The sequence below is a fragment of the Massilia antarctica genome (assembly GCF_015689335.1).
Taxonomy (GTDB): domain Bacteria; phylum Pseudomonadota; class Gammaproteobacteria; order Burkholderiales; family Burkholderiaceae_D; genus Telluria_A; species Telluria_A antarctica.
This window is the reverse complement of the sequence record NZ_CP065053.1, coordinates 3,765,554-3,784,210: the sequence shown is the minus strand read 5'-3', so window position 1 is coordinate 3,784,210 and position 18,657 is coordinate 3,765,554. Positions and strand designations below refer to the sequence as shown.

At 63.9% G+C, this 18,657-nt stretch carries 21 protein-coding genes; 5 read left to right on the top strand and 16 right to left on the bottom strand.

Annotated features, from left to right (window positions below; translation table 11 throughout):
• Window positions 1-10 precede the first annotated feature (10 nt).
• Together clpA and clpS are read right to left on the bottom strand one after the other, a co-directional pair.
• Window positions 11-2,311, bottom strand: a complete 2,301-nt coding sequence (clpA, locus tag IV454_RS17165; protein WP_206087063.1) for an ATP-dependent Clp protease ATP-binding subunit ClpA — start codon at window positions 2,309-2,311, stop codon at window positions 11-13.
• Complete coding sequence (gene clpS, locus IV454_RS17160) at window positions 2,308-2,610, bottom strand: ATP-dependent Clp protease adapter ClpS (RefSeq protein WP_206087062.1); 303 nt, start codon at window positions 2,608-2,610, stop codon at window positions 2,308-2,310. Before clpS ends, clpA begins: the two co-directional genes overlap by 4 nt.
• 320 nt (window positions 2,611-2,930) lie before the next feature.
• On the opposite strand from clpS, the gene cspE reads away from it, so the two are divergent.
• Together cspE and IV454_RS17150 are read left to right on the top strand one after the other, a co-directional pair.
• Window positions 2,931-3,134 (top strand): transcription antiterminator/RNA stability regulator CspE, encoded by a 204-nt coding sequence (gene cspE, locus IV454_RS17155; RefSeq protein WP_010395943.1) that lies wholly within the window; start codon window positions 2,931-2,933, stop codon window positions 3,132-3,134.
• 62 nt (window positions 3,135-3,196) lie between these two features.
• Window positions 3,197-3,688 (top strand): GNAT family N-acetyltransferase, encoded by a 492-nt coding sequence (locus IV454_RS17150; protein ID WP_206087061.1) that lies wholly within the window; start codon window positions 3,197-3,199, stop codon window positions 3,686-3,688.
• Here the strand turns inward: IV454_RS17150 and IV454_RS17145 are convergent, their stop codons facing one another.
• Window positions 3,689-4,327, bottom strand: a complete 639-nt coding sequence (locus IV454_RS17145) for a glutathione S-transferase family protein (protein WP_206087060.1) — start codon at window positions 4,325-4,327, stop codon at window positions 3,689-3,691. It abuts the gene before it with no gap.
• Window positions 4,324-4,593, bottom strand: coding sequence for a hypothetical protein (locus IV454_RS17140; protein WP_206087059.1), 270 nt, complete (start codon window positions 4,591-4,593; stop codon window positions 4,324-4,326). The genes IV454_RS17145 and IV454_RS17140 overlap by 4 nt, the downstream gene beginning before the upstream one ends.
• A gap of 279 nt (window positions 4,594-4,872) precedes the next feature.
• On the opposite strand from IV454_RS17140, the gene IV454_RS17135 reads away from it, so the two are divergent.
• Window positions 4,873-5,598, top strand: coding sequence for a sterol desaturase family protein (locus IV454_RS17135; protein WP_054267034.1), 726 nt, complete (start codon window positions 4,873-4,875; stop codon window positions 5,596-5,598).
• 66 nt (window positions 5,599-5,664) lie between these two features.
• On the opposite strand, the gene IV454_RS17130 is transcribed toward IV454_RS17135, so the two are convergent.
• Window positions 5,665-6,039, bottom strand: coding sequence for a hypothetical protein (locus IV454_RS17130; RefSeq protein ID WP_206087058.1), 375 nt, complete (start codon window positions 6,037-6,039; stop codon window positions 5,665-5,667).
• A 112-nt stretch (window positions 6,040-6,151) separates the two neighbouring features.
• Entirely contained in the window at window positions 6,152-7,405 is a 1,254-nt protein-coding gene (gene icd / locus IV454_RS17125) for an NADP-dependent isocitrate dehydrogenase (RefSeq protein ID WP_054267032.1), read from the bottom strand.
• 232 nt (window positions 7,406-7,637) lie between these two features.
• On the opposite strand from icd, the gene IV454_RS17120 reads away from it, so the two are divergent.
• Entirely contained in the window at window positions 7,638-8,201 is a 564-nt protein-coding gene (locus tag IV454_RS17120) for a pseudouridine synthase (protein WP_206087057.1), read from the top strand.
• 562 nt (window positions 8,202-8,763) lie between these two features.
• Here IV454_RS17120 and rpsT read toward each other — a convergent pair.
• Window positions 8,764-9,027, bottom strand: coding sequence for a 30S ribosomal protein S20 (rpsT, locus tag IV454_RS17115; RefSeq protein ID WP_054267030.1), 264 nt, complete (start codon window positions 9,025-9,027; stop codon window positions 8,764-8,766).
• Between the two features lie 233 nt (window positions 9,028-9,260).
• Between rpsT and murJ the strand changes: the two genes are divergently transcribed.
• The gene (gene murJ / locus IV454_RS17110; protein ID WP_206087056.1) at window positions 9,261-10,814 is read left to right on the top strand and encodes a murein biosynthesis integral membrane protein MurJ; all 1,554 of its coding nucleotides are present in this window, start codon (window positions 9,261-9,263) and stop codon (window positions 10,812-10,814) included.
• A 12-nt stretch (window positions 10,815-10,826) separates the two neighbouring features.
• Here murJ and IV454_RS17105 read toward each other — a convergent pair whose 3' ends face one another.
• Genes IV454_RS17105 through IV454_RS17065 form a run of 9 tightly spaced genes read right to left on the bottom strand, consistent with a single transcriptional unit; the run spans window position 10,827 to window position 18,637 of the window.
• On the bottom strand, window positions 10,827-11,657 hold the full coding sequence (locus IV454_RS17105; protein ID WP_229521660.1) for a type II secretion system protein: 831 nt from the start codon (window positions 11,655-11,657) through the stop codon (window positions 10,827-10,829).
• Between the two features lie 16 nt (window positions 11,658-11,673).
• On the bottom strand, window positions 11,674-12,063 hold the full coding sequence (locus IV454_RS17100) for a type II secretion system protein (protein ID WP_229521658.1): 390 nt from the start codon (window positions 12,061-12,063) through the stop codon (window positions 11,674-11,676).
• 5 nt (window positions 12,064-12,068) lie between these two features.
• Window positions 12,069-12,551 carry a type II secretion system protein gene (locus IV454_RS17095; protein WP_206087054.1) on the bottom strand — a complete coding sequence of 161 codons (483 nt, stop codon included), beginning with the start codon at window positions 12,549-12,551 and terminating at the stop codon, window positions 12,069-12,071.
• Window positions 12,548-14,455 (bottom strand): secretin GspD/PilQ domain-containing protein, encoded by a 1,908-nt coding sequence (locus IV454_RS17090; protein ID WP_307730071.1) that lies wholly within the window; start codon window positions 14,453-14,455, stop codon window positions 12,548-12,550. The genes IV454_RS17095 and IV454_RS17090 overlap by 4 nt, the downstream gene beginning before the upstream one ends.
• A gap of 56 nt (window positions 14,456-14,511) precedes the next feature.
• The gene (locus tag IV454_RS17085) at window positions 14,512-15,057 is read right to left on the bottom strand and encodes a hypothetical protein (RefSeq protein WP_206087052.1); all 546 of its coding nucleotides are present in this window, start codon (window positions 15,055-15,057) and stop codon (window positions 14,512-14,514) included.
• On the bottom strand, window positions 15,054-15,620 hold the full coding sequence (locus tag IV454_RS17080; protein ID WP_206087051.1) for a hypothetical protein: 567 nt from the start codon (window positions 15,618-15,620) through the stop codon (window positions 15,054-15,056). The genes IV454_RS17085 and IV454_RS17080 overlap by 4 nt, the downstream gene beginning before the upstream one ends.
• On the bottom strand, window positions 15,617-16,162 hold the full coding sequence (locus tag IV454_RS17075; RefSeq protein ID WP_206087050.1) for a PilN domain-containing protein: 546 nt from the start codon (window positions 16,160-16,162) through the stop codon (window positions 15,617-15,619). Before IV454_RS17075 ends, IV454_RS17080 begins: the two co-directional genes overlap by 4 nt.
• Window positions 16,159-16,971: a hypothetical protein gene (locus IV454_RS17070; protein WP_206087049.1), complete on the bottom strand. Its 813-nt coding sequence runs from the start codon at window positions 16,969-16,971 to the stop codon at window positions 16,159-16,161. The genes IV454_RS17075 and IV454_RS17070 overlap by 4 nt, the downstream gene beginning before the upstream one ends.
• The gene (locus tag IV454_RS17065; protein WP_054268175.1) at window positions 16,964-18,637 is read right to left on the bottom strand and encodes a GspE/PulE family protein; all 1,674 of its coding nucleotides are present in this window, start codon (window positions 18,635-18,637) and stop codon (window positions 16,964-16,966) included. The genes IV454_RS17070 and IV454_RS17065 overlap by 8 nt, the downstream gene beginning before the upstream one ends.
• Window positions 18,638-18,657: the final 20 nt, after the last annotated feature.

Sequence of the window (18,657 nt, the reverse complement as noted above, 5' to 3'; positions counted from 1 at the left end):
CTGCCGGTACTTATTCGATTTCGACCGTTTCCGGTGCCGCCGGTGGAGGCGCGGCGTCGGACTCGGGGAATTCGAGCGTGACCGTATCTTTCTCGTCCATGTCGACCGTGACCCGGCCGCCGTTGACCAGGCGGCCGAACAGCAGTTCGTCGGCCAGCGCCTTGCGGATCATGTCCTGGATCAGGCGTGCCATCGGCCGTGCGCCCATCTGCGGATCGAATCCTTTCTTCGCGAGGAACTTGCGCAGTTTCTCGGTGAAGATGGCTTCGACCTTCTTCTCGTGCAGCTGTTCTTCCAGCTGCATCAGGAACTTGTCGACCACGCGCAGGATGATTTCTTCGTCCAGTGCGCGGAAGCTGATGGTGGCGTCGATCCGGTTGCGGAACTCCGGCGTGAACATGCGCTTGATGTCGGCCATCTCGTCGCCCGCCGCCTTGGAGTCGGTAAAGCCCATCGACCGCTTGGTCAGGCTCTCGGCGCCGGCGTTGGTCGTCATGATGATGATCACGTTGCGGAAGTCCGCCTTGCGGCCGTTGTTATCGGTCAGGGTGCCGTGGTCCATCACCTGCAGCAGGATGTTGAAAATATCCGGATGCGCTTTTTCGATCTCGTCGAGCAGCAGCACCGCGTGCGGCTTCTTGGTGATGGCTTCGGTCAGCAAGCCACCCTGGTCGAAACCGACATAGCCCGGCGGCGCGCCGATCAGGCGGCTGACCGCGTGGCGCTCCATGTACTCCGACATGTCGAAGCGAATCAGCTCGATGCCGAGGATGAAGGCCAGCTGCTTGGCCACCTCGGTCTTGCCGACACCCGTGGGGCCGGAGAACAGGAAGGAACCGATCGGTTTGTCGGTCTTGCCCAGGCCGGCGCGCGCCATCTTGATCGCCGAGGACAGCGCATCGATGGCAGGTTCCTGGCCGAACACCACGTTGCGCAGGTCGCGGTCGATGGTCTGCAGCTTGCTGCGGTCATCCTGGTTGACCGTTTGCGGCGGGATGCGCGCGATCTTGGCGATGATGTCCTCGATCTCGGCCTTGCCGATGGTTTTTTTCTGCTTCGACTTCGGCAGGATGCGTTGCGCCGCACCGGCTTCGTCGATGACGTCGATCGCCTTGTCGGGCAAGTGACGGTCGTTGATGAAGCGCGCCGCCAGTTCGGCCGCCGTCGACAGCGCCGACGACGAATACTTCACGCCGTGGTGCTCTTCGAAGCGCGACTTGAGGCCGCGCAGGATCTGCACGGTCTGTTCGACGGTCGGCTCGTTGACGTCGACCTTCTGGAAGCGGCGCGACAGCGCGTGATCTTTTTCGAACACGCCGCGGAATTCCGTGTACGTGGTCGCACCGATGCACTTGAGCTGGCCGTTGGCGAGCGCCGGCTTGAGCAGGTTGGATGCGTCGAGCGTGCCGCCGGAAGCCGAACCGGCGCCGATGATTGTATGGATCTCATCGATGAACAGGATGCCGTGCGGCGTTTCCTTGAGCTGCTTGAGCACCGCTTTCAGGCGTTGTTCGAAGTCGCCGCGGTACTTGGTGCCGGCCAGCAGCGCGCCCATGTCGAGCGAATACACGATGGCATTCTGCAAGATCTCGGGCACTTCTTCCTGCGTGATGCGCCAGGCCAGGCCTTCGGCGATCGCGGTCTTGCCGACCCCGGCTTCACCGACGAGCAGCGGATTGTTCTTGCGGCGGCGGCAAAGAATCTGGATGACCCTGTCGACTTCGTCATCGCGGCCGATCAGCGGATCGATCTTGCCCTCGGCAGCGGCCTTGTTCAGGTTCAGGGTGAACTGGTCGAGCGGACTTTCCTTGGCCTGGCCTTCGACCTGCGCCTCTTCCACGCCTTCGGACGTTTTTTGCGAATCGACCTGCTGGTCCTTGCGCACGCCGTGCGAAATGAAATTGACCACGTCGAGGCGGGTCACGCCCTGCTGGTGCAGGTAGTAGACCGCGTGCGAGTCTTTTTCGCCGAAGATGGCCACCAGCACGTTGGCGCCGGTGACTTCCTTCTTGCCGTTCGATGCAGACTGAACGTGCATGATGGCGCGTTGAATCACGCGCTGGAAGCCGAGGGTCGGCTGCGTATCCACCTCGCCCGTGCCGGGCACGGTGGGGGTGTTGTCGCCGATGAAGTTGGTCAAGGTTTTGCGCAGGTCTTCAATGTTGACAGCACAGGCGCGCAGCACTTCCGCGGCCGATGGATTGTCCAGAAGCGCCAGCAGCAAATGCTCAACGGTGATGAACTCATGCCGTGCTTGCCGGGCTTCGACAAAGGCCATGTGTAAAGAGACTTCCAATTCCTGCGCAATCATACTTCCTCCATCACGCACTGCAGGGGGTGCCCCGCCTTGCGCGCATGCGTTAATACAAACTCCACTTTGGTACACGCTATATCTTTGGAAAACACGCCACACACTCCCTTGCCGTGACGATGGACGGACAGCATGATCTGCGTGGCCGTCTCAAGGTCTTTGTTGAAGTATTCCTGGATGACGGCGACCACAAACTCCATGGGCGTGTAGTCATCGTTCAGTAGTGCTACCTGGTACAGCGGCGGCGGCTTGACCGTCTGCCGCTCCAGCAGTTGTTCGGTATCTTGCTTAGTGGCCATACGCTTATTCTAATGCTTTCGACGATGATGCTATGGGTAAATATCAGGGCATTTACATTTGTTTTCCATCTTACGCGTTTTCCGATCTATGCGCAGATGGCGACCGGATTCGAGAAATCAAGAGTTGCTTTTTCGCAGAGTGTGAGGAATTTGGCAATTCCGACGCAAAAGCGCTTGACTTGGATATTTTTTCAACCAACAATGCGGTTATCGACTTGTACTTATGTACTTGTTGATAAGAAGTGAGCAGGCTGAGGAGGGGGCAGAAGCTTCTTGCTTTTATGGCTCGTGTGATTGGTTATAATTTTGAAAGTTCTTTTATGGCAACAGGTACAGTTAAGTGGTTCAATGATTCCAAAGGTTTTGGCTTCATCACTCCAGATGATGGCGGCGAAGATTTGTTCGCGCACTTTTCCGCAATCAACATGAACGGTTTCAAGACCCTCAAAGAAGGTCAAAAAGTTCAATTTGAAGTCACGCAAGGCCCTAAAGGCAAGCAAGCTTCCAACATCCAGGCTGCATAAGCAATCCCCGATGTAAAAAACCCCGCTTCCAAGCGGGGTTTTTTTATACCCGCAACGCATCCATGACGATCATCTTACAGCTTCTCGGCGTTGCCGACCTGCGCACGCTCGCCGCATCCCGCATTCCCGAGCACATCGCCGGCCGCGCCGCCGCCGGCGCCCTGCCGCCCGCCTTTGTCGCGCAACGCGCGCTGGACCTGCTGGAAGCGGGCAAGAGCGCCGACTGGTGCGCCACTTTCCTCATGTTACGCGCCAGCGACGGCATGCTGGTGGGCGCCTGCGGCTTCAAGGATATTCCCATCGACGGCCAGGTCGAGATCGGCTACGGGGTCGCGCCCGCCTGCCGCGGCCAGGGCATTGCCACGGCCGCCGTGCGTGAACTGGCGCGCATCGCCTTCGCCGCCGCCGCGCTCGAGCGCGTGCTGGCGCAGATCGCTCCCGACAACACGCCGTCCGCGCGCGTGGCCGCCAGGCTCGGCTTCCAGCCCGGCGCCACCATCACCGACGCCGACGGCGAGGACCTGGTGCAGTGGGTGCTCGCCAAGCCTGCCTGATCAGGCGGCTTCAAACGCGGCCATCTGGTCGCGCAAAGCCTTCTGGAAGGCCGGACGCGCCTCGCAGCGCAGCTGGTAAGCCTTGAGCGTGGGGTAGTCGTCGACAATCGTGGTGTGGCGCAGCATGCGCAGCACCGTGGTCATCATCAGGTCGCCGGCGCTGAAGGCGCCGTCGAGGTAATCGCGCTGGCCCAGCCACGCGGCCAGTTGCACGAGCCGCTTGCGCACGTCCTCCACCGCGCCGGGACGGCGCAGCCTGGCCCACTCCTCATCGGCGAAAAACAGGTCGAGCATGGCCAGTTGCTGAAGCGGTATCTCGACGGTATTGACAGCCGCGAAAATCCAGGTGGTGGCGCGCGCCCTGCCCGCCTCGTCCTTGGGCATCAGGACCGCGCTGCGCTGGGCGATGTGGAGCACGATCGCGCCCGACTCGAACATCGTCAGCTCGCCATCCTGCATCACCGGCACCTGCCCGAACGGCTGCAACGCGAGGTAGTCGGGCGATTGCTGGTCCGCCGGGCCGATCAGGCGGGCCTGGTACGGCAGGCCGGCCTCTTCAAGCGCCCAGCGCACGCGCAAATCGCGCACCACGCCTTGGGCAAAGGGCGGAACGTACTGAAAAGCACTGATGGTGGTCATGGCGGCGTTCTCCGTAAACTGATCCTGTTTATGATCATAACCGGTTGCGCGCCGGCGGGCGCGGCCCGCGAGGTGGCGGAACTGAGCGCATAGGTCGGGGCATAGGTGTTCATCCAGGTCGACCTGCCGTATTTGTCCGGCGCCCAAGCGTCGGCGCAATTGCCGAAATTCGCCCCCATCTCGGTCACCCCCTCGGGGTCGAGCGCTGCGTAGGCAGCCATGCCATTCAAGGGCTGCGCTGCCGGGGCCGCGATGATCCCGGCCACGAAGGTCGCATGCGGATCCTTGCCGATCGCGCAGGCGCGGCATTCCAGCGCGCGCTGACCGGCACCCCGGCGTGGTTGCCGATGCCACTGTCGATCACATACACGGTCGTGCCGCCGGTCCTGGTCGCGCTTGCGTCGCCATGCAGCGCGAACAAGTCATCCACACGGCACCGCCAGATGCGACCAAGGGTATCGCGCGGCGCCACCTGATCGGCGCCACCTTTACTCCTTGCGCGGGCGTGCAAGACTTGTTTTCCGACACCCCCAAGGAGAGTTACCGTGCTACCTTCCATCTTCGCCGTCTTCGCGGCCTGCTTTGTACTCGAAAGGGTCATACCGGGCTGGACGCTGCCCAGGATTCGCAGCTGGCCCCTGCGCGTACTGCTGATCAACGCGGCCCAGCTGGGCATCGTGGTTCTGGCCGGAATCAGCTGGGAGCGCTGGCTGTCGTCTGTGTCCCTGTTCCATCTGTCGCGCTACCTGAACCCGATCGCGGGCGGGCTGCTCGCCTACTTCATCGCCACCTTCGTGTTTTACTGGTGGCACCGCTGGCGCCATGAAGTCGACTGGCTGTGGCGTTTCTTTCATCAGATTCACCACAGTCCGCGCCGCATCGAAGTGATCACCTCGTTCTACAAGCATCCCGGGGAAATGCTGGTCAACTCGATCATCGGCAGCCTGCTGGTGTACACGACCTTGGGACTGTCACCGCAAGCGGGAGCGTATTACACGCTGTGCACGGCGCTGGGGGAGTTCTTTTATCATACCAGTGTGCGCACGCCGCGCTGGATCGGCTACGTCTTCCAGCGCCCGGAAATGCACCGCATCCACCATCAGTACGGGCGGCACAAGAACAACTACGGCGACATCGTGTGGTGGGACATGCTGTTCGGAACGTACGAGAATCCGGCGCGCTTCGAGGCGCGCTGCGGTTTTGATGCGGAAAAAGAGGAACGCCTGCTCGACATGCTCGCTTACCGCGACGTGCACCGGGACGCACCCTAGCATCCTTGCGCCAGGTGGCGGGAGCGGCATCCGGACAGGTCCCCTGTCGTGCCTGCCGGGATGGCGTCAGATCGGCTCGTCGTTATAGCGGATTTGCATGCCATCGAACACGCGTATTTCCAGGAACACGCTCTTGCCGGCCGAGCGCCGGATGCGCAGCACGCCGTGGCTTTCCCATGAGGCAGTGATGGGCGTCTCCGCCTCCGACATCAGCACATATGTGCTTTTGTCTTCGCCGTCGAAGGCCGTGCTGCTTGAGCGCACTGAAACGACGTTCACGTAGCCTGTGGTGGCGCCGCAATTTCGCCTGAACGTCGTCACCGTAGCATGCCCGCTCGGCGAGGTCGATTCGGACAGGACTTCATTCCCGCACGGTCCACTCAAATCCAGGCAGCCGCACATTGACGATGCCAGGGCCAATATCACCAGCGAACGCATCATGTAGTTCTCCTTGTTCAATCGCATGCGCCATGCATGCGGGTCGGCTCCAGACAACAAAAAGCCCCGCCCTCCTGCGAGAACGGGGCCATCGCGCCGCGGCGCAGCGGCGATCTTACATGTGCTCGATCATCACATCGCCGAAACCGGAGCACGACACTTGGGTCGCGCCTTCCATCAGGCGGGCGAAGTCGTAGGTGACTTTTTTCGACGCGATCGATTTCTGCATCGACGAGATGATCAGGTCGGCCGCTTCCAGCCAGCCCATGTGACGCAGCATCATTTCAGCCGACAGGATCAGGGAACCCGGGTTCACATAGTCCTTGCCTGCGTACTTGGGCGCGGTGCCGTGGGTCGCTTCGAACATGGCCACCGAATCGGACAGGTTGGCGCCCGGAGCGATACCGATACCGCCCACTTGTGCGGCCAGCGCGTCGGAAATGTAGTCGCCGTTCAGGTTCAGGGTCGCGATGACGCTGTACTCGGCCGGACGCAACAGGATCTGCTGCAGGAACGCATCGGCGATCGAATCCTTGACGATGATGTCGCGGCCGGTCTTCGGATTCTTGAACTTGCACCATGGGCCGCCATCGATCAGCTCAGCGCCGAACTCTTTCTGTGCCAGTGCGTACGCCCAGTCGCGGAAGCCGCCTTCGGTGTACTTCATGATGTTACCTTTGTGAACGATCGTCACGGAAGGCTTGTCATTGTCGATCGCGTACTGGATCGCCTTGCGCACCAGGCGCTCGGTGCCTTCGATCGACACTGGCTTGATGCCCAGGCCCGAGGTCTCGGGGAAGCGGATCTTGGTGACGCCCATTTCCTTGATCAGGAAATCCATCAGTTTCTTGGCGCCTTCGGAACCTTGCTGGTATTCGATACCGGCGTAGATATCTTCCGAGTTTTCGCGGAAGATGACCATGTCGGTCTTCTCTGGCTCACGCACTGGCGAAGGCACGCCGGTGAAGTAGCGCACCGGACGCAGGCAGACATACAGGTCGAGCTGCTGGCGCAGGGCGACGTTGAGCGAACGGATGCCGCCGCCGACCGGGGTCGTCAATGGACCCTTGATCGACACGACGTAGTCCTTCAGCACTTCCAGGGTTTCTTCCGGCAGCCACACATCCGGGCCGTACACGGTGGTCGACTTCTCGCCGGCATAGATTTCCATCCAGCTGATCTTGCGCTTGCCGCCGTAGGCCTTGGCCACGGCTGCGTCGATGACCTTGATCATGACCGGGCTGATATCGACGCCGGTGCCATCGCCTTCGATGTAGGGAATGACTGGATTATCTGGTACATTCAGCGAAAAATCGGCATTGACCGAGATTTTTTGGCCGTCAGCAGGTACTTTGATATGTTGATACATCGTGATCTCCGAAGTGGACGCATAGCAGGCAGCAACAAAGTTGCGTCTGTCAGGCATGGTCTGCAATCTGAATTGGTTACTATAAAAACGACGAGAGTTGTAGTCTTCTATAAGACATAAGACGCGCGTTTCACATTATGCACCAGTATTTTACTAGGCGCTACGGTTTTGCGACACTAACAATTGGCGCGCCAGCCGAACGGCGGGCCAACTACTTCCCAGCGACTCAATTATGCCCCTCATTCTATTTAACAAGCCGTTCCAGGTGCTGTGCCAGTTTTCGCCCCAGCCGGGACGCGAATCCTTGGCCGATTATTTGCGCACCCCCAACATCTACCCGGCCGGGCGGCTCGACGCCGACAGCGAAGGGCTGATGCTGCTCACCGACGACGGCCGCCTGCAGCACAGCATCGCCCATCCCGATCACAAGGAAGCGAAGACTTACCTGGTGCAGGTCGACGGCGAGCTCGGTGCCGATGCGCTGGCCCGGCTGCAGGCGCCGCTCGACCTGGGCGACTTCGTGACCAAGCCGTGCAAAGCGGTGCGGATCGCCGAACCGGGTTGGCTGTGGCCGCGCACGCCCCCGATCCGGGTGCGCGCCGACAAGCCGACCAGCTGGATCGCGATCACATTACAGGAAGGGAAGAATCGCCAGGTGCGGCGCATGACGGCGGCGGTGGGATTGCCGACCCTGCGGCTGGTACGCAGCAGCATCGGACCGTTTTCGCTGGCGACCCATCCCTTGATGCCGGGGGAATGGGTGGAAGTGCCGGCCGGCGACATGAAAAAAATCTGAAACGTTTCCTAACCGGGGTCAGACCCTCATGCCGTTAAGTTAAGCGCCGTCATTCCCACCATTGGCGGAAATGACTTCCTGCCACTGGCAGAAATGACGTCCCGCGCAGCCTCCAGTTTCTAGGAAACTCCTCCAATTCCTTGGAACGAGGCGAGTCCAGAGGCTAATGCCGCTAACGTACGCTCCGTCATTCCTGCCATTGGCAGAAATGACTTCCCGCGCAGGCGGGAATCCAATTTTGTACCGTAGCCGTCGGCTGAGCGCCGGACTTGGATTCCCGCCTGCGCGGGAATGACGGTTCTGAAGTTTGTGGTCAGAAAAACGCTGAACCTAACGCCATCGAATCCAGAGCTCAGTTCCTGGAGAGGCGGGAATGACGGTTTCTGAGTCTGTGGTCAAAACGCCGCTTAACTAAATGGCATTCGGGTCAGACCCCAGTTAGGAAACACTGCGCAAGGCCGGCGCCCACGACAAAAACCCGCCGGGGCCGAAGCCAGGCGGGTTTTTTGACATGCTCACAAGCTCAGCCGGCAGACCGAAGTCCGCGCGGCGGCGCGCGCTATTAAGCCAGCGCTTTCAGAGCAGCAGCCAGACGGCTCTTGTGACGCGCTGCTTTGTTCTTGTGGATGATTTTCTTGTCGGCGATGCTGTCGATGGTCGACACGGATGCCTGGAAGATCGATGCTGCAGCGGCCTTGTCGCCAGCCTGGATAGCCTTGCGCACTGCCTTGATAGCGGTACGCAGGGTCGAACGCTGCGACGAATTGTGAGCGTTTTGCTTAACTGCTTGACGAGCGCGCTTGCGTGCTTGTGCGGTATTTGCCATGGAATTTCCTAAATCGGGGTCAAGTTGCGTTTGCAAACAATAGCGTCTGTCAAACCAGTGTTTTTTCTACACCTTGTGTGTCAAACCAGTGCCTGCCAAACATTAGTGTCTGCGTAACAGAATTCTGTACAGCCTTCGATTATAGCGAAAAGTTCCGGCAAGGGCAATTCAAAAATCAACATTTGTCCGATCCACTCCTCCGCGTCGCTCTTGCCGGGCTATAATCCCGGCCCATGAACTTGCTCAAAACCCTGGCTGCCATCTCCAGCATGACCATGCTGTCCCGCGTCACCGGCCTGCTGCGCGAAAGCCTTTTCGCGCGCGCCTTTGGCGCGTCGGAATATACCGATGCCTTCAACGTCGCCTTCCGCATTCCCAACCTGTTGCGCCGCATGTTCGCCGAGGGCGCCTTCGCCCAGGCCTTCGTGCCGATCCTGGCCGACGTCAAGACCCAGCGTGGCGACGAAGGTACCCGCCCGCTGATCGACAGCGTGGCCACGGTGCTGATCTGGTCGACCCTCTTGATCACCATCGCCGGCATCATTGCCACGCCGCTGCTGATCATGTGGGTCATGGACACCGCCAAGCAGACGCCCCAGGCCAGCCAGGCGGCGATCTTCATGACGCGCATGATGTTCCCCTACATTATCTGCATGGCCTTTGTCTCCCTGGCCAGCGGCATTCTGAATACCTGGCGCCAGTTCAAGATTCCCGCCTTCACCCCGGTGCTGCTGAATATTTCCTTCATCCTGGCCTCGCTGTTGCTGGCCCAGCGCCTCGCACAACCGATCTACGCGATGGCGTTCGCGGTGGTGGTGGGTGGCCTGCTGCAGGTGGGCATCCAGATTCCCTCGCTGATGAAAATCGGCATGCTGCCGCGCATCTCGCTCAATCCCATGGCCGCCCTGCGCGACCCTGGTGTGCACCGCATGCTCAGGAAGATGGGGCCGGCCGTGTTCGCCGTCTCCGCCGCCCAGATCAGCCTACTGGTAAATACCGGCATCGCCTCGCGCCTGGGCGCCGGCAGCGTGTCAGCCCTGACCTATGCCGACCGCCTGATGGAATTTCCCACGGCCATGCTTGGTGTGGCCTTGGGCACCATTTTGCTGCCCAGCCTGGCGAAGGCGAATACCGAGGGGGACGCCACCGAATACTCGGCCCTGCTCAACTGGGGCTTGCGCCTGACCTTCCTGCTGGCCCTGCCCGCCTCGGTCGGCCTGGCCGCGCTGGCCGAGCCGATGATCGCCACCCTGTTCCACTACGGCGCCTTCAACGTCAAGGCCATCCACGCGGCGGCCATGCCGCTGATGGCGTACAGCGCCGGCCTGGTCGGCATCATCCTGGTCAAGACGCTCACGCCGGCCTTTTACGCGCGCCAGGACGTGCGCACGCCGGTGCGCATCGCCGTCGGGGTGCTGGTGGCGGTGCAGCTGATGAACCTGGTGTTCGTGCCGCTGCTGCAGGGCGTGGCCGGACTGGCGCTGTCGATCGGCATGGGCGCCTGCCTGAACGCGGCCGTGCTCTACACGGTGCTGCGCAAGCGCGGCATTTATGTGCCGCAGCCGGGCTGGCTGATGTTCTTCGCGCGCCTGCTCATCGCCGTGGCCGTGATGGGCTTGATCGCCTGGTATGGCAAGAGCCAGTTCGACTGGGCCGCGCTGCAGGCCAGGCCATGGCTGCGCGCCGGCGCCCTGTTCGCCATCGTGGCCGGCAGTGCCACGGCGTATTTCGTGGTGCTGTTCGGACTGGGCTTCCGCTTCAAGGATTTCAAGCGCAGCGGGCGCTAGCTACCTCTTGAACTACCTCTCGCGGCGCGGTTCGTTGCGGCGGCCCTCGTCGCGCTGGCGTTCGTCGCGCCGGCGCTCCTCTTCCTCCGCCTTGTCGCTGTCCTGCCTGCTCCTGCCCGATGGATCTTCTTCTTGCGCCGGTTCGCCCGCCCTGCCTTCCGCAGCCGGTGGCGGGGTCCGCTCGGGCGGCGGCTCCTCGGGCGCCGGCTGAGGGTCGGCTTCCTGGGGTTCGGCCGGCGGCATGGCTGCCGGCGGCTCCTCGGGCGGCTTCATGGCATCTTGCGCCGGCGCGGCAGGCGGGAACAGGGGCGCCGGCTGGTTCGGCTGGTTCGGCTGGTTCGGCGGCGCGGCCGGCGGCTCCTGCGGCAGCATGGTCTGCGACGACAGGGTGAACTTCCAGTCCGAGAAGCGGGTCTTGTTTTCCATGTTCAGAAAGCGCGCATCGAAATTGCCGACCTTGAGCGGCTGCGCGTTCGACAGGCTGTACACGCCGAGCACGCCCTGCTTGTCGGTCAAATACATGATGCCCCACTCGGCCTTGCCGGTGATCGGGTCGACGAAAATCTTGCGCAGGTGGCGGCGCGGGTTGGGAAAGCGCGGGTCCTTGAGCAATTCCTGCAAGCTGGGCGGCTGCTGCGGCTGGCCCTGCGGGGTCGCGGCGGCGTAGCTGCGCAGCGCGTCGCTGAAGGCGGCGCCGATGTCGAGCAACTCTTCCTCGGCTGCGGCGCGCTGCATGAGCGAACCGACCTTGAGGCTGGCAGCACCCACCAGCCCGATCACGGTGACCAGGATGATCAGCCCCAGATAGGTAAAACCCGGCGCTCGGACCGGACGCGGCGACACGAGGCGCCGGCCCGCGCTACCAGTCGCTATACGGTTTGCCGTTGCGGTCATTGCCGGGCGCCCCACTCTTGATGCTGTACAGATTACCCTTGGCGCTGTCCTCGGGCGGTACCAGGATCCAGCTGGTGCTGCTGTCGGCCACCGGGTCGACCGGGATCGAGCGCAGGTATTTTTTCTCGACCAGCTGTTCCAGCGAATCGGGATAGCGCCCGGTATCGGCATAAAACTGGTCGATCACGGCGCGGATATTGCGCAGGTTGTCGGCCAGGATGGTGTCCTTGGTGCTGTCGATGCTGGGAAAAAAGCGCGGCACCGCCAGGGTCAGCAGCAGCGCGATGATGCCCAGCACCACCAGCAATTCGATCAGGGTGAAGCCGCGCGCTGTGCGGCCAGGTTTCGCTCGCATCTTGTTCACCATTTACGGTACGGCACATCGTTCAGGCCAACCCGGTCCGAGGTGGAATAGATATCGTACACGTCCTCGCCTTCGCGCGGGTCGGTGGCCTCGCTGGCGTAGCTGCGCTTGCCCCAGGTCTGGGCGCCGCTCAAGTCGCTGTTGGGATTGAAGGGATCGCGCGGCACCCGGCGCAGGAAATAGATCTTGGCGCGCTTGGGGCTGCGCAAGTCGGGCGCGCCTTCGACCAGCTGTTCGAGCGACTTGGGGTAGCCGTTGCTGTTGAGGGAGCGCGCGATGCGCCCTTCATCGTAGGCGCGCTTGTAGGCATCGATGCCCTGGCGGATTTCGCGCAAGGAGCGGCGCAATTCCTGCTCCTGCTGGCGTTGCATGGTCACTTGCGTCACCGGCACCACCAGGGTGCCGAGCAGGGCCAGAATCGCCAGTGTCACCAGCAATTCGATCAAGGTAAACCCCCGGCCCCGCCCTGGCGCCATCATTGCTGCGGCGCGGACGTGGTTTCCGGGACCGGGATCGGGGTCACGGCGGCGCCGGGCGCCTCGGGCGCGGCCGGAACCGGCATCGGCGCAGGCAGCGGCGCAGGTACAGGCGCATGGGCGCCCGGCGGCGGCGGCATCACCACCGGCGCGCGCGCCGCGCTGTCGGGACGGCGCCGGAAGCTGGTCTCGGTGCCGGCGCTGAACTCGGACGCGCCGGCGGGCGGACGCTGGATGTTGCGGATCAGGTGAGGCGTAATCGACAGCACGATCTCGGTGCGGTCGGCGCCGTCGGCGACGCGGCCGAACAGGCGGCCCACGATCGGCAGGCTGCCCAGGCCGGGAATCTTGGTGCCGTTGCTGCGGTCTTCGTTATTGATCAAGCCCGCCAGCACCTGGTTCTCGCCATCCTTCAACTGCAGCATGGTGGTCGCTTCGCGGTTGCCGATGCGGTAGGCGATATTGCCAGAGGCGGTGGTGATCGCCTCGCCCAGGGAGCTGACGGTCAGGGCGACCCGGATGCCGATTTCGTTATTCAGGTAGATGGTCGGCTCCACGCTCAAGGTCAGGCCGACGTCGAGATAGGTGATCGATTCCTGCGAAAAGCCGCTGGCCATGCCGCCACCCGACAAGGTGGTGGTGATGTTGGGGATCTTGTCGCCGATGACGATCTTGGCTTTTTCCTTGTTGCGCACGCGGATGCGCGGATTGGCCAGGGTGTTCGAATCGCCGTCGGTCTTTCTGGCGGTGACGGTGGCCGACAGCGACGACAGGCCGATATCGGCGCGTCCCAGGCCGCGTACCGAATCGAGGGTGAGCGGCCCGCCGTTACTGGCCATCAGCGGCGCCAGGGTCAAGGTGGTGGGCCAGGTCACGCCCAGTTCCAGCAGGCGGCTGCGCTTGATCTGCAAGATCTCCACTTCCAGCATCACTTCCGGCTCGGCCACGTCCTGCAGCGCCACCAGCTTGGCGGCCAGCTTGATCGCTTCCGGATTGTCGCGCACGATCACGAGGTTGAGCTTTTCGTCGATCACCACGTCGCGCGACTTGAGGATGGTCTTGAGCGTGTTGGCCACCACCTTCGCTTCGGCGTTGGCCAGGAAGAAGGTCTTGACCGTCATCTCCTGGTATTCCTTGAGCTTGGCGGCGACGTTCTGGTACACCAGCAGGGTATTGCCGTCCATGACCTGGTAGTCCAGCTGGTTCGACACCATCAGGTAGTAGATGGCCGCTTCGACCGTGCTGTTTTTCAGGAAGATCGAGGTCTTCTGGTCGGTCTTGACATCCTTGTCGAAGATGAAGTTCAGGTTCGAGCGGCGCGCGATCACGTCGAGCACCTGCTTGAGCGGGGCGTCGCGGAATTCAATGCTGATCGGCGTCTTGTAGGCGGCGGCCAGGCCGGTTTCGGCGGCCGGACCGGCCGTCTTCTCGGTCACCTGCAACAGCAGCTGGCGCGCCGGCTCGTACTGCGGGCGCTCGACCAGGATCGCGGCGGCGCGCGCGCGCGCCACCTCGTAGTCCTTGCGCTCGAAGGCGGCGCTGGCCTCTTCCATCACCCTGGCATGGCGCTCGTCCATCTCGACCAGGCGCAGGCCGGCGCGCGCGCGCTCGTTGGCCGGGTCGATCGCCAGCACGCGCTGGTAATCCTGCAGCGCGGGCATGACCTTGCCGGCGCCCAGGGCGCGGTCGGCCTGGTCGAGCAGGCGCGTGGTGGCGCGGTCGCGCGCACTCAGGTAGGCCGCGCGGTAGACCGGGTTTTCGGGCTGGGCATCGATCGCCTGGCGGTACTTGAGCAGGCTGGCCTCGACCTGGTCCTTCTCGATCAGCGAATTGCCTTCGAGGTAGGCGGCCTGTCCGGCGCAGCCGGCCAGCGCCAGCGCCATCAGCGGCAGCGCCGCGCCGCGCACAAGACGGCTCCAAAGTGGCAAATACAGGCAGCGTGTGCCAATCCGGTGACTAGCCATCAGTCGAAGACTCCAATGTTGAGCTGTTGAACCTGGTTCAAAGGCAGATAGGTGAGGGTCAGGGTGGGCGGCGCGATTGCGTCCACCCGGTAGGTACCGTCGATCACCATCTTGTTACGTACGATATAGGTCTTGTCGCCGCGCGCGAGGAACACTTCCCACGCACCCTCGCCGACCGCCTTGCCGATGTAGACAAACGGCAGCGGCGGCGCGCTTGGCGGCGGCGGTGGCGGTGGCGGCGTGTTGTCGACCGGCGGCGGGGGCGGCGGCGGATTGAGATTCTGGCTGCCGAAGACAGTGTTGGCGCCGAAGGCGTCGTCATCGTCGCCGATCAGGGTGTCGCGCGCGACCAGGCGCAGGATGGCCGGTTCGGCCGCTACGGCCGAACGCGCACTGCTCACGGCGCTCACGCGCGCGGCGGACGCCTTCGGCGCGCTGCGTTCGACCGCTTCGCTCACGCCGGAATCGGTCGTCTTGTCGCCGAACACCAGCAGGCCGGCGGCGAGCAGCACGGCCGCGCCCAGCGCGAGATGGCGCGGCGTCATTGCGGCGCTCCCGGCTGGTCGGCCAGATAGAAGGTCATGCGCACGCGCGCTTCCAGCGCCGGCTCGCCGATGTTGTCGCGCTTGAAGCTGATTTCGTCGAGCGAGGCAAAGGGAATGGCGCGCAAGGACAGCATGGTGAACTTCCAGATGGCGTTGTAGCTGCCCTTGACCGGCAAGGTCACCTGGTAGGTATGCAGGCGCGCATTGCGGTCAAAAGCGCTCTTGTAGTCGCCCTGCGACAGCGACAGGCCGCTCTTGGCGGCGATCCCGAACAGGGTCTTGACCTGCTGCTCGGCGTAGCGCTTTTCGCCCAGGGTCGTGTAGAACAGGGCCAGGTTTTCGTTGGCGATCACCGGGGCCGGCTTGTCGACCGGCGCCGGCGTGCGCGCCAGTCCGAGCGCGACGGCGTGGCGTTTCGATTGCAGCGCGGCCTGCGGCAGCAGCCAGGCCACGGCCGCAGCGGCGGCCACCAGCAGCACGCAGGCGCCGCATAACAGCGGCCCGCGCGCCACCACGGCCAGGCGCGCGCGCAGCAGCAGCGCGGAAAAGGCGGGTGCGTTCATGGGGCCACCCATTCGGCTTCGAGCTGGAAGCGGATCGGCTTGGCCGGGTCTTGCTCGTTGATTTCGTGACGGATCAGGGTTACTCCGGAAAACAGTTCCTCGCGCTTGAGCAGCTCGACGTAGTCGATCATGGCGTCGCTGCTTTTCGCTTCGGCGGTGATTTTCATGGTGCGCTTGCGCGCATCCGGTTCCAGCGCCAGCATGCCGATGGAGGGCGGCGTGGCCGCGCCGATGGCGTCGTACAGCGCGCGCCACGGCAGGTTCAGTTGCAGCACGGCGGCGTTGACGGCGGCGGCCTGCGCTTCCGAAATGCGCGGGCCAAGGACGACCGGCGCCGCCGCCACGGGCACCCGTGCGCGCGATTGGGCGGCCCGCAGTTCGGCGGCCTGCGCGCGCTGCTGCGCCATCAGGCGCCAGCCCAGGGCGGCCGAGGTGGCGCACAGCGCCAGCGCCAGCACGGCCACGATCCAGGTGGCGCGACCGGCGCGGTGCAGGGTGCGCTGCAGGCTTGGCGGCGCAAAATCGATGCGGACCGGCTTCATGGACGGCTCCCGGTGGCGGCCAGGCGCGCGCAGTCGGACCAGCCGCTGCCCTGCCCCTGCCCCAGCAGATGGCAAGCCAGGGTCGCATGGGAAGCGCCTTTATTCCAGGCCGGCGGCGCATGGCCCGACACGGCCAGGCGCGCCGGCGCGGCCAGGTTCAGGCGCAGCGCTTCGCGCGCCGCGTGCGCGGCCAGCCAGTCAAGATCGGCGCCGTCGGGCAGCGCGCTGGCGCGCACGGCGCGGATGGCGCCGCCGTCGATCATGGCCAGGGTCAGCACGCGCTGCTGCACCAGGCCATACCAGGCGCCGGCCTTGAGGGCGCCGCGCCACTGGTTAAAGCCGGCCACGAATTGCGGCACCAGTTCGACGATGGGTGCGCGCTGGACGGCGCACACCTGTTCGATCAGCGCCAGCAGGTGGCGCGGCAGCGCGGCGGCCAGGAACGGTTGCGCCGGGTCCCAGCCGGCCGACAAGGCCCAGGCGCCGGTCGGTTCGCCGAACAGGGTCTGGAAGCGCAGCGCGGCGGCCGCTTCCAGGTCGGCCAGGCGCGCGCTGCCCGCCGGCGGCGCGACCTGCCAGATGCGTACCAGGTCGTCGGCCAGCACGATGGAGACGGGCCAGCCGGCGCAGCCGCCGTCCTGCAGCAACTGGCGCAGGGCCAGGCCGATCGATTCGGGATGGCTGCCGCCGTCGAACGCCAGTTCGCCCACGACTTCGGGCGCGGCGCCGCCCCAGCGGCTGGTCTTGAGGAGCGCAACCGCGCCCGCCGCCACGCCAACGCGCAGCGCTTGTCCGAAACGTCTACGCATGCAAGGTCACCCGCTTGATTTCGCTGAGGGTGGTGGCGCCGCGCTTGACCAGGTCGAGCGCGGCCAGGCGCAGGCTGCGGGTGCCGTTGGCGTGGGCTGCGGCCTTGATCTGGCGGATCGGACGCTTGTCGACGATCAGTTCGCGGATTTCGTCGTTCAGGGTGAGGATTTCGGCGATCGAGCGCCGTCCCTTGTAGCCGGTGCCGCGGCAATCGCCGCAGCCCTTGCCCTGCATGAAAAGATAATCGTGCACGTCCTTGCGTTCCAGGTTGACGCCATCGAGTTCGGCGTCGCTCGGGGTGAACTGCTCGGCGCAATGCGGGCAGTTCATGCGCACCAGGCGCTGGGCCCAGATGCCGTTGAGCGCCGAGACGAAGGCGTAGGGGTCGATGCCCATGTGGGTGAAGCGGCCGAACACGTCGAACACATTGTTGGCGTGGACGGTGGTGAGCACCAGGTGGCCGGTGAGGGCCGACTGCACCGCGATTTCGGCGGTTTCGCGGTCGCGGATTTCGCCGACCATGATCTTGTCGGGGTCGTGGCGCAGGATCGAGCGCAAGCCCTTGGCGAAGGTCAGGCCCTTCTTTTCGTTGACCGGGATTTGCAAAATGCCGGGCAGCTGATATTCGACCGGGTCTTCGATGGTAATGATTTTTTCGCGCCCGTTGTGGATTTCCGTCAGGGCCGCGTACAGGGTGGTGGTCTTGCCCGAGCCGGTCGGCCCGGTCACCAGCAGCATGCCATAGGCTTCCTGGGCCAGCATGCGCAACGATACCAGCGAGGGCGCGTCGAAACCGAGCGCTTCGAGCGTGAGCGCGCCGTAGGCTTCGATCATGGCGCGCTTGTCGAGAATCCGGATGACCGCGTCCTCGCCGTGAATGCTGGGCATGATCGAGACGCGCAAGTCGATTTCGCGCCCGCCCGATTCGACCCGGAAGCTGCCGTCCTGCGGCACGCGGCGCTCGGCGATATCGAGTTCGGCCAGCACTTTCAGGCGCGAGATGATGTGCTCCGCCACTTCGATGCCGTTGACCGAGGTGGCGTGATCGAGCACGCCGTCGACCCGGTACTTGACGGCCAGGCCGCTGGCGGTGCTTTCCAGGTGGATGTCGGAGGCGCCGGCCTTGAGCGCGTCGTACAGGGTCGAGTTGACCAGCTTGACGGCGGGGCTGGCCGCTTCCGACACCGAGGCGAACGACAGCACGGCGGCGGTCTTGCCGTCGCGCCGGGTGTCGCCCACATTGGCCACCAGGGTGTCGACCGCGCGCGCGGATTCCTCCTGCTTGGACAGGTAAGCCTGGATATCCGATTGCAGCGCCAGGCGCAGGTGCAGCGGCGCGCCCGGGGTGGCGCGGGCGCGCGTGGCGAGCCAGGTTTGCAGGTCGACGTCGAACGGGTCGGCGATCACGCCGGTCAGACGGCCGCCCGGCTCGCGCAGCAGCACGCAATGGCGCGCCAGGGCCTGGGCCAGCGGCAGCAGGTCGAAGGCGGTGGCGCAGCCGAGCATGTCGGCCGTTTCCATGACGGTCAGGCCGAACGGTTCGGCCAGGGCTTGCACGATCTGGCGCGCATCGAGCCCGCTGACCGCTTCCAGTTCGGCCACCAGCGGACGCTGCGACTGCAAGCTCTGGGCGCGCGCGCGCGCCAGCAGGGACGCCTCGAGCATGGGCGGGTTCGGCAAGGCAC

Bases quoted from the DNA above. Each gene is read 5' to 3' on its own strand.
- IV454_RS17150 (WP_206087061.1), top strand. From the start codon at position 3,197: ATGACGATCATCTTACAGCTTCTCGGCGTTGCCGACCTGCGCACGCTC.
- cspE (WP_010395943.1), top strand. From the start codon at position 2,931: ATGGCAACAGGTACAGTTAAGTGGTTCAATGATTCCAAAGGTTTTGGC.
- IV454_RS17130 (WP_206087058.1), bottom strand. From the start codon at position 6,039: ATGATGCGTTCGCTGGTGATATTGGCCCTGGCATCGTCAATGTGCGGC.
- IV454_RS17085 (WP_206087052.1), bottom strand. From the start codon at position 15,057: ATGACGCCGCGCCATCTCGCGCTGGGCGCGGCCGTGCTGCTCGCCGCC.
- rpsT (WP_054267030.1), bottom strand. From the start codon at position 9,027: ATGGCAAATACCGCACAAGCACGCAAGCGCGCTCGTCAAGCAGTTAAG.
- IV454_RS17080 (WP_206087051.1), bottom strand. From the start codon at position 15,620: ATGAACGCACCCGCCTTTTCCGCGCTGCTGCTGCGCGCGCGCCTGGCC.
- IV454_RS17065 (WP_054268175.1), bottom strand. From the start codon at position 18,637: ATGCTCGAGGCGTCCCTGCTGGCGCGCGCGCGCGCCCAGAGCTTGCAG.
- IV454_RS17075 (WP_206087050.1), bottom strand. From the start codon at position 16,162: ATGAAGCCGGTCCGCATCGATTTTGCGCCGCCAAGCCTGCAGCGCACC.
- IV454_RS17120 (WP_206087057.1), top strand. From the start codon at position 7,638: ATGCCCCTCATTCTATTTAACAAGCCGTTCCAGGTGCTGTGCCAGTTT.
- murJ (WP_206087056.1), top strand. From the start codon at position 9,261: ATGAACTTGCTCAAAACCCTGGCTGCCATCTCCAGCATGACCATGCTG.
- IV454_RS17070 (WP_206087049.1), bottom strand. From the start codon at position 16,971: ATGCGTAGACGTTTCGGACAAGCGCTGCGCGTTGGCGTGGCGGCGGGC.
- IV454_RS17095 (WP_206087054.1), bottom strand. From the start codon at position 12,551: ATGATGGCGCCAGGGCGGGGCCGGGGGTTTACCTTGATCGAATTGCTG.
- icd (WP_054267032.1), bottom strand. From the start codon at position 7,405: ATGTATCAACATATCAAAGTACCTGCTGACGGCCAAAAAATCTCGGTC.
- clpA (WP_206087063.1), bottom strand. From the start codon at position 2,311: ATGATTGCGCAGGAATTGGAAGTCTCTTTACACATGGCCTTTGTCGAA.
- IV454_RS17100 (WP_229521658.1), bottom strand. From the start codon at position 12,063: ATGCGAGCGAAACCTGGCCGCACAGCGCGCGGCTTCACCCTGATCGAA.
- clpS (WP_206087062.1), bottom strand. From the start codon at position 2,610: ATGGCCACTAAGCAAGATACCGAACAACTGCTGGAGCGGCAGACGGTC.
- IV454_RS17145 (WP_206087060.1), bottom strand. From the start codon at position 4,327: ATGACCACCATCAGTGCTTTTCAGTACGTTCCGCCCTTTGCCCAAGGC.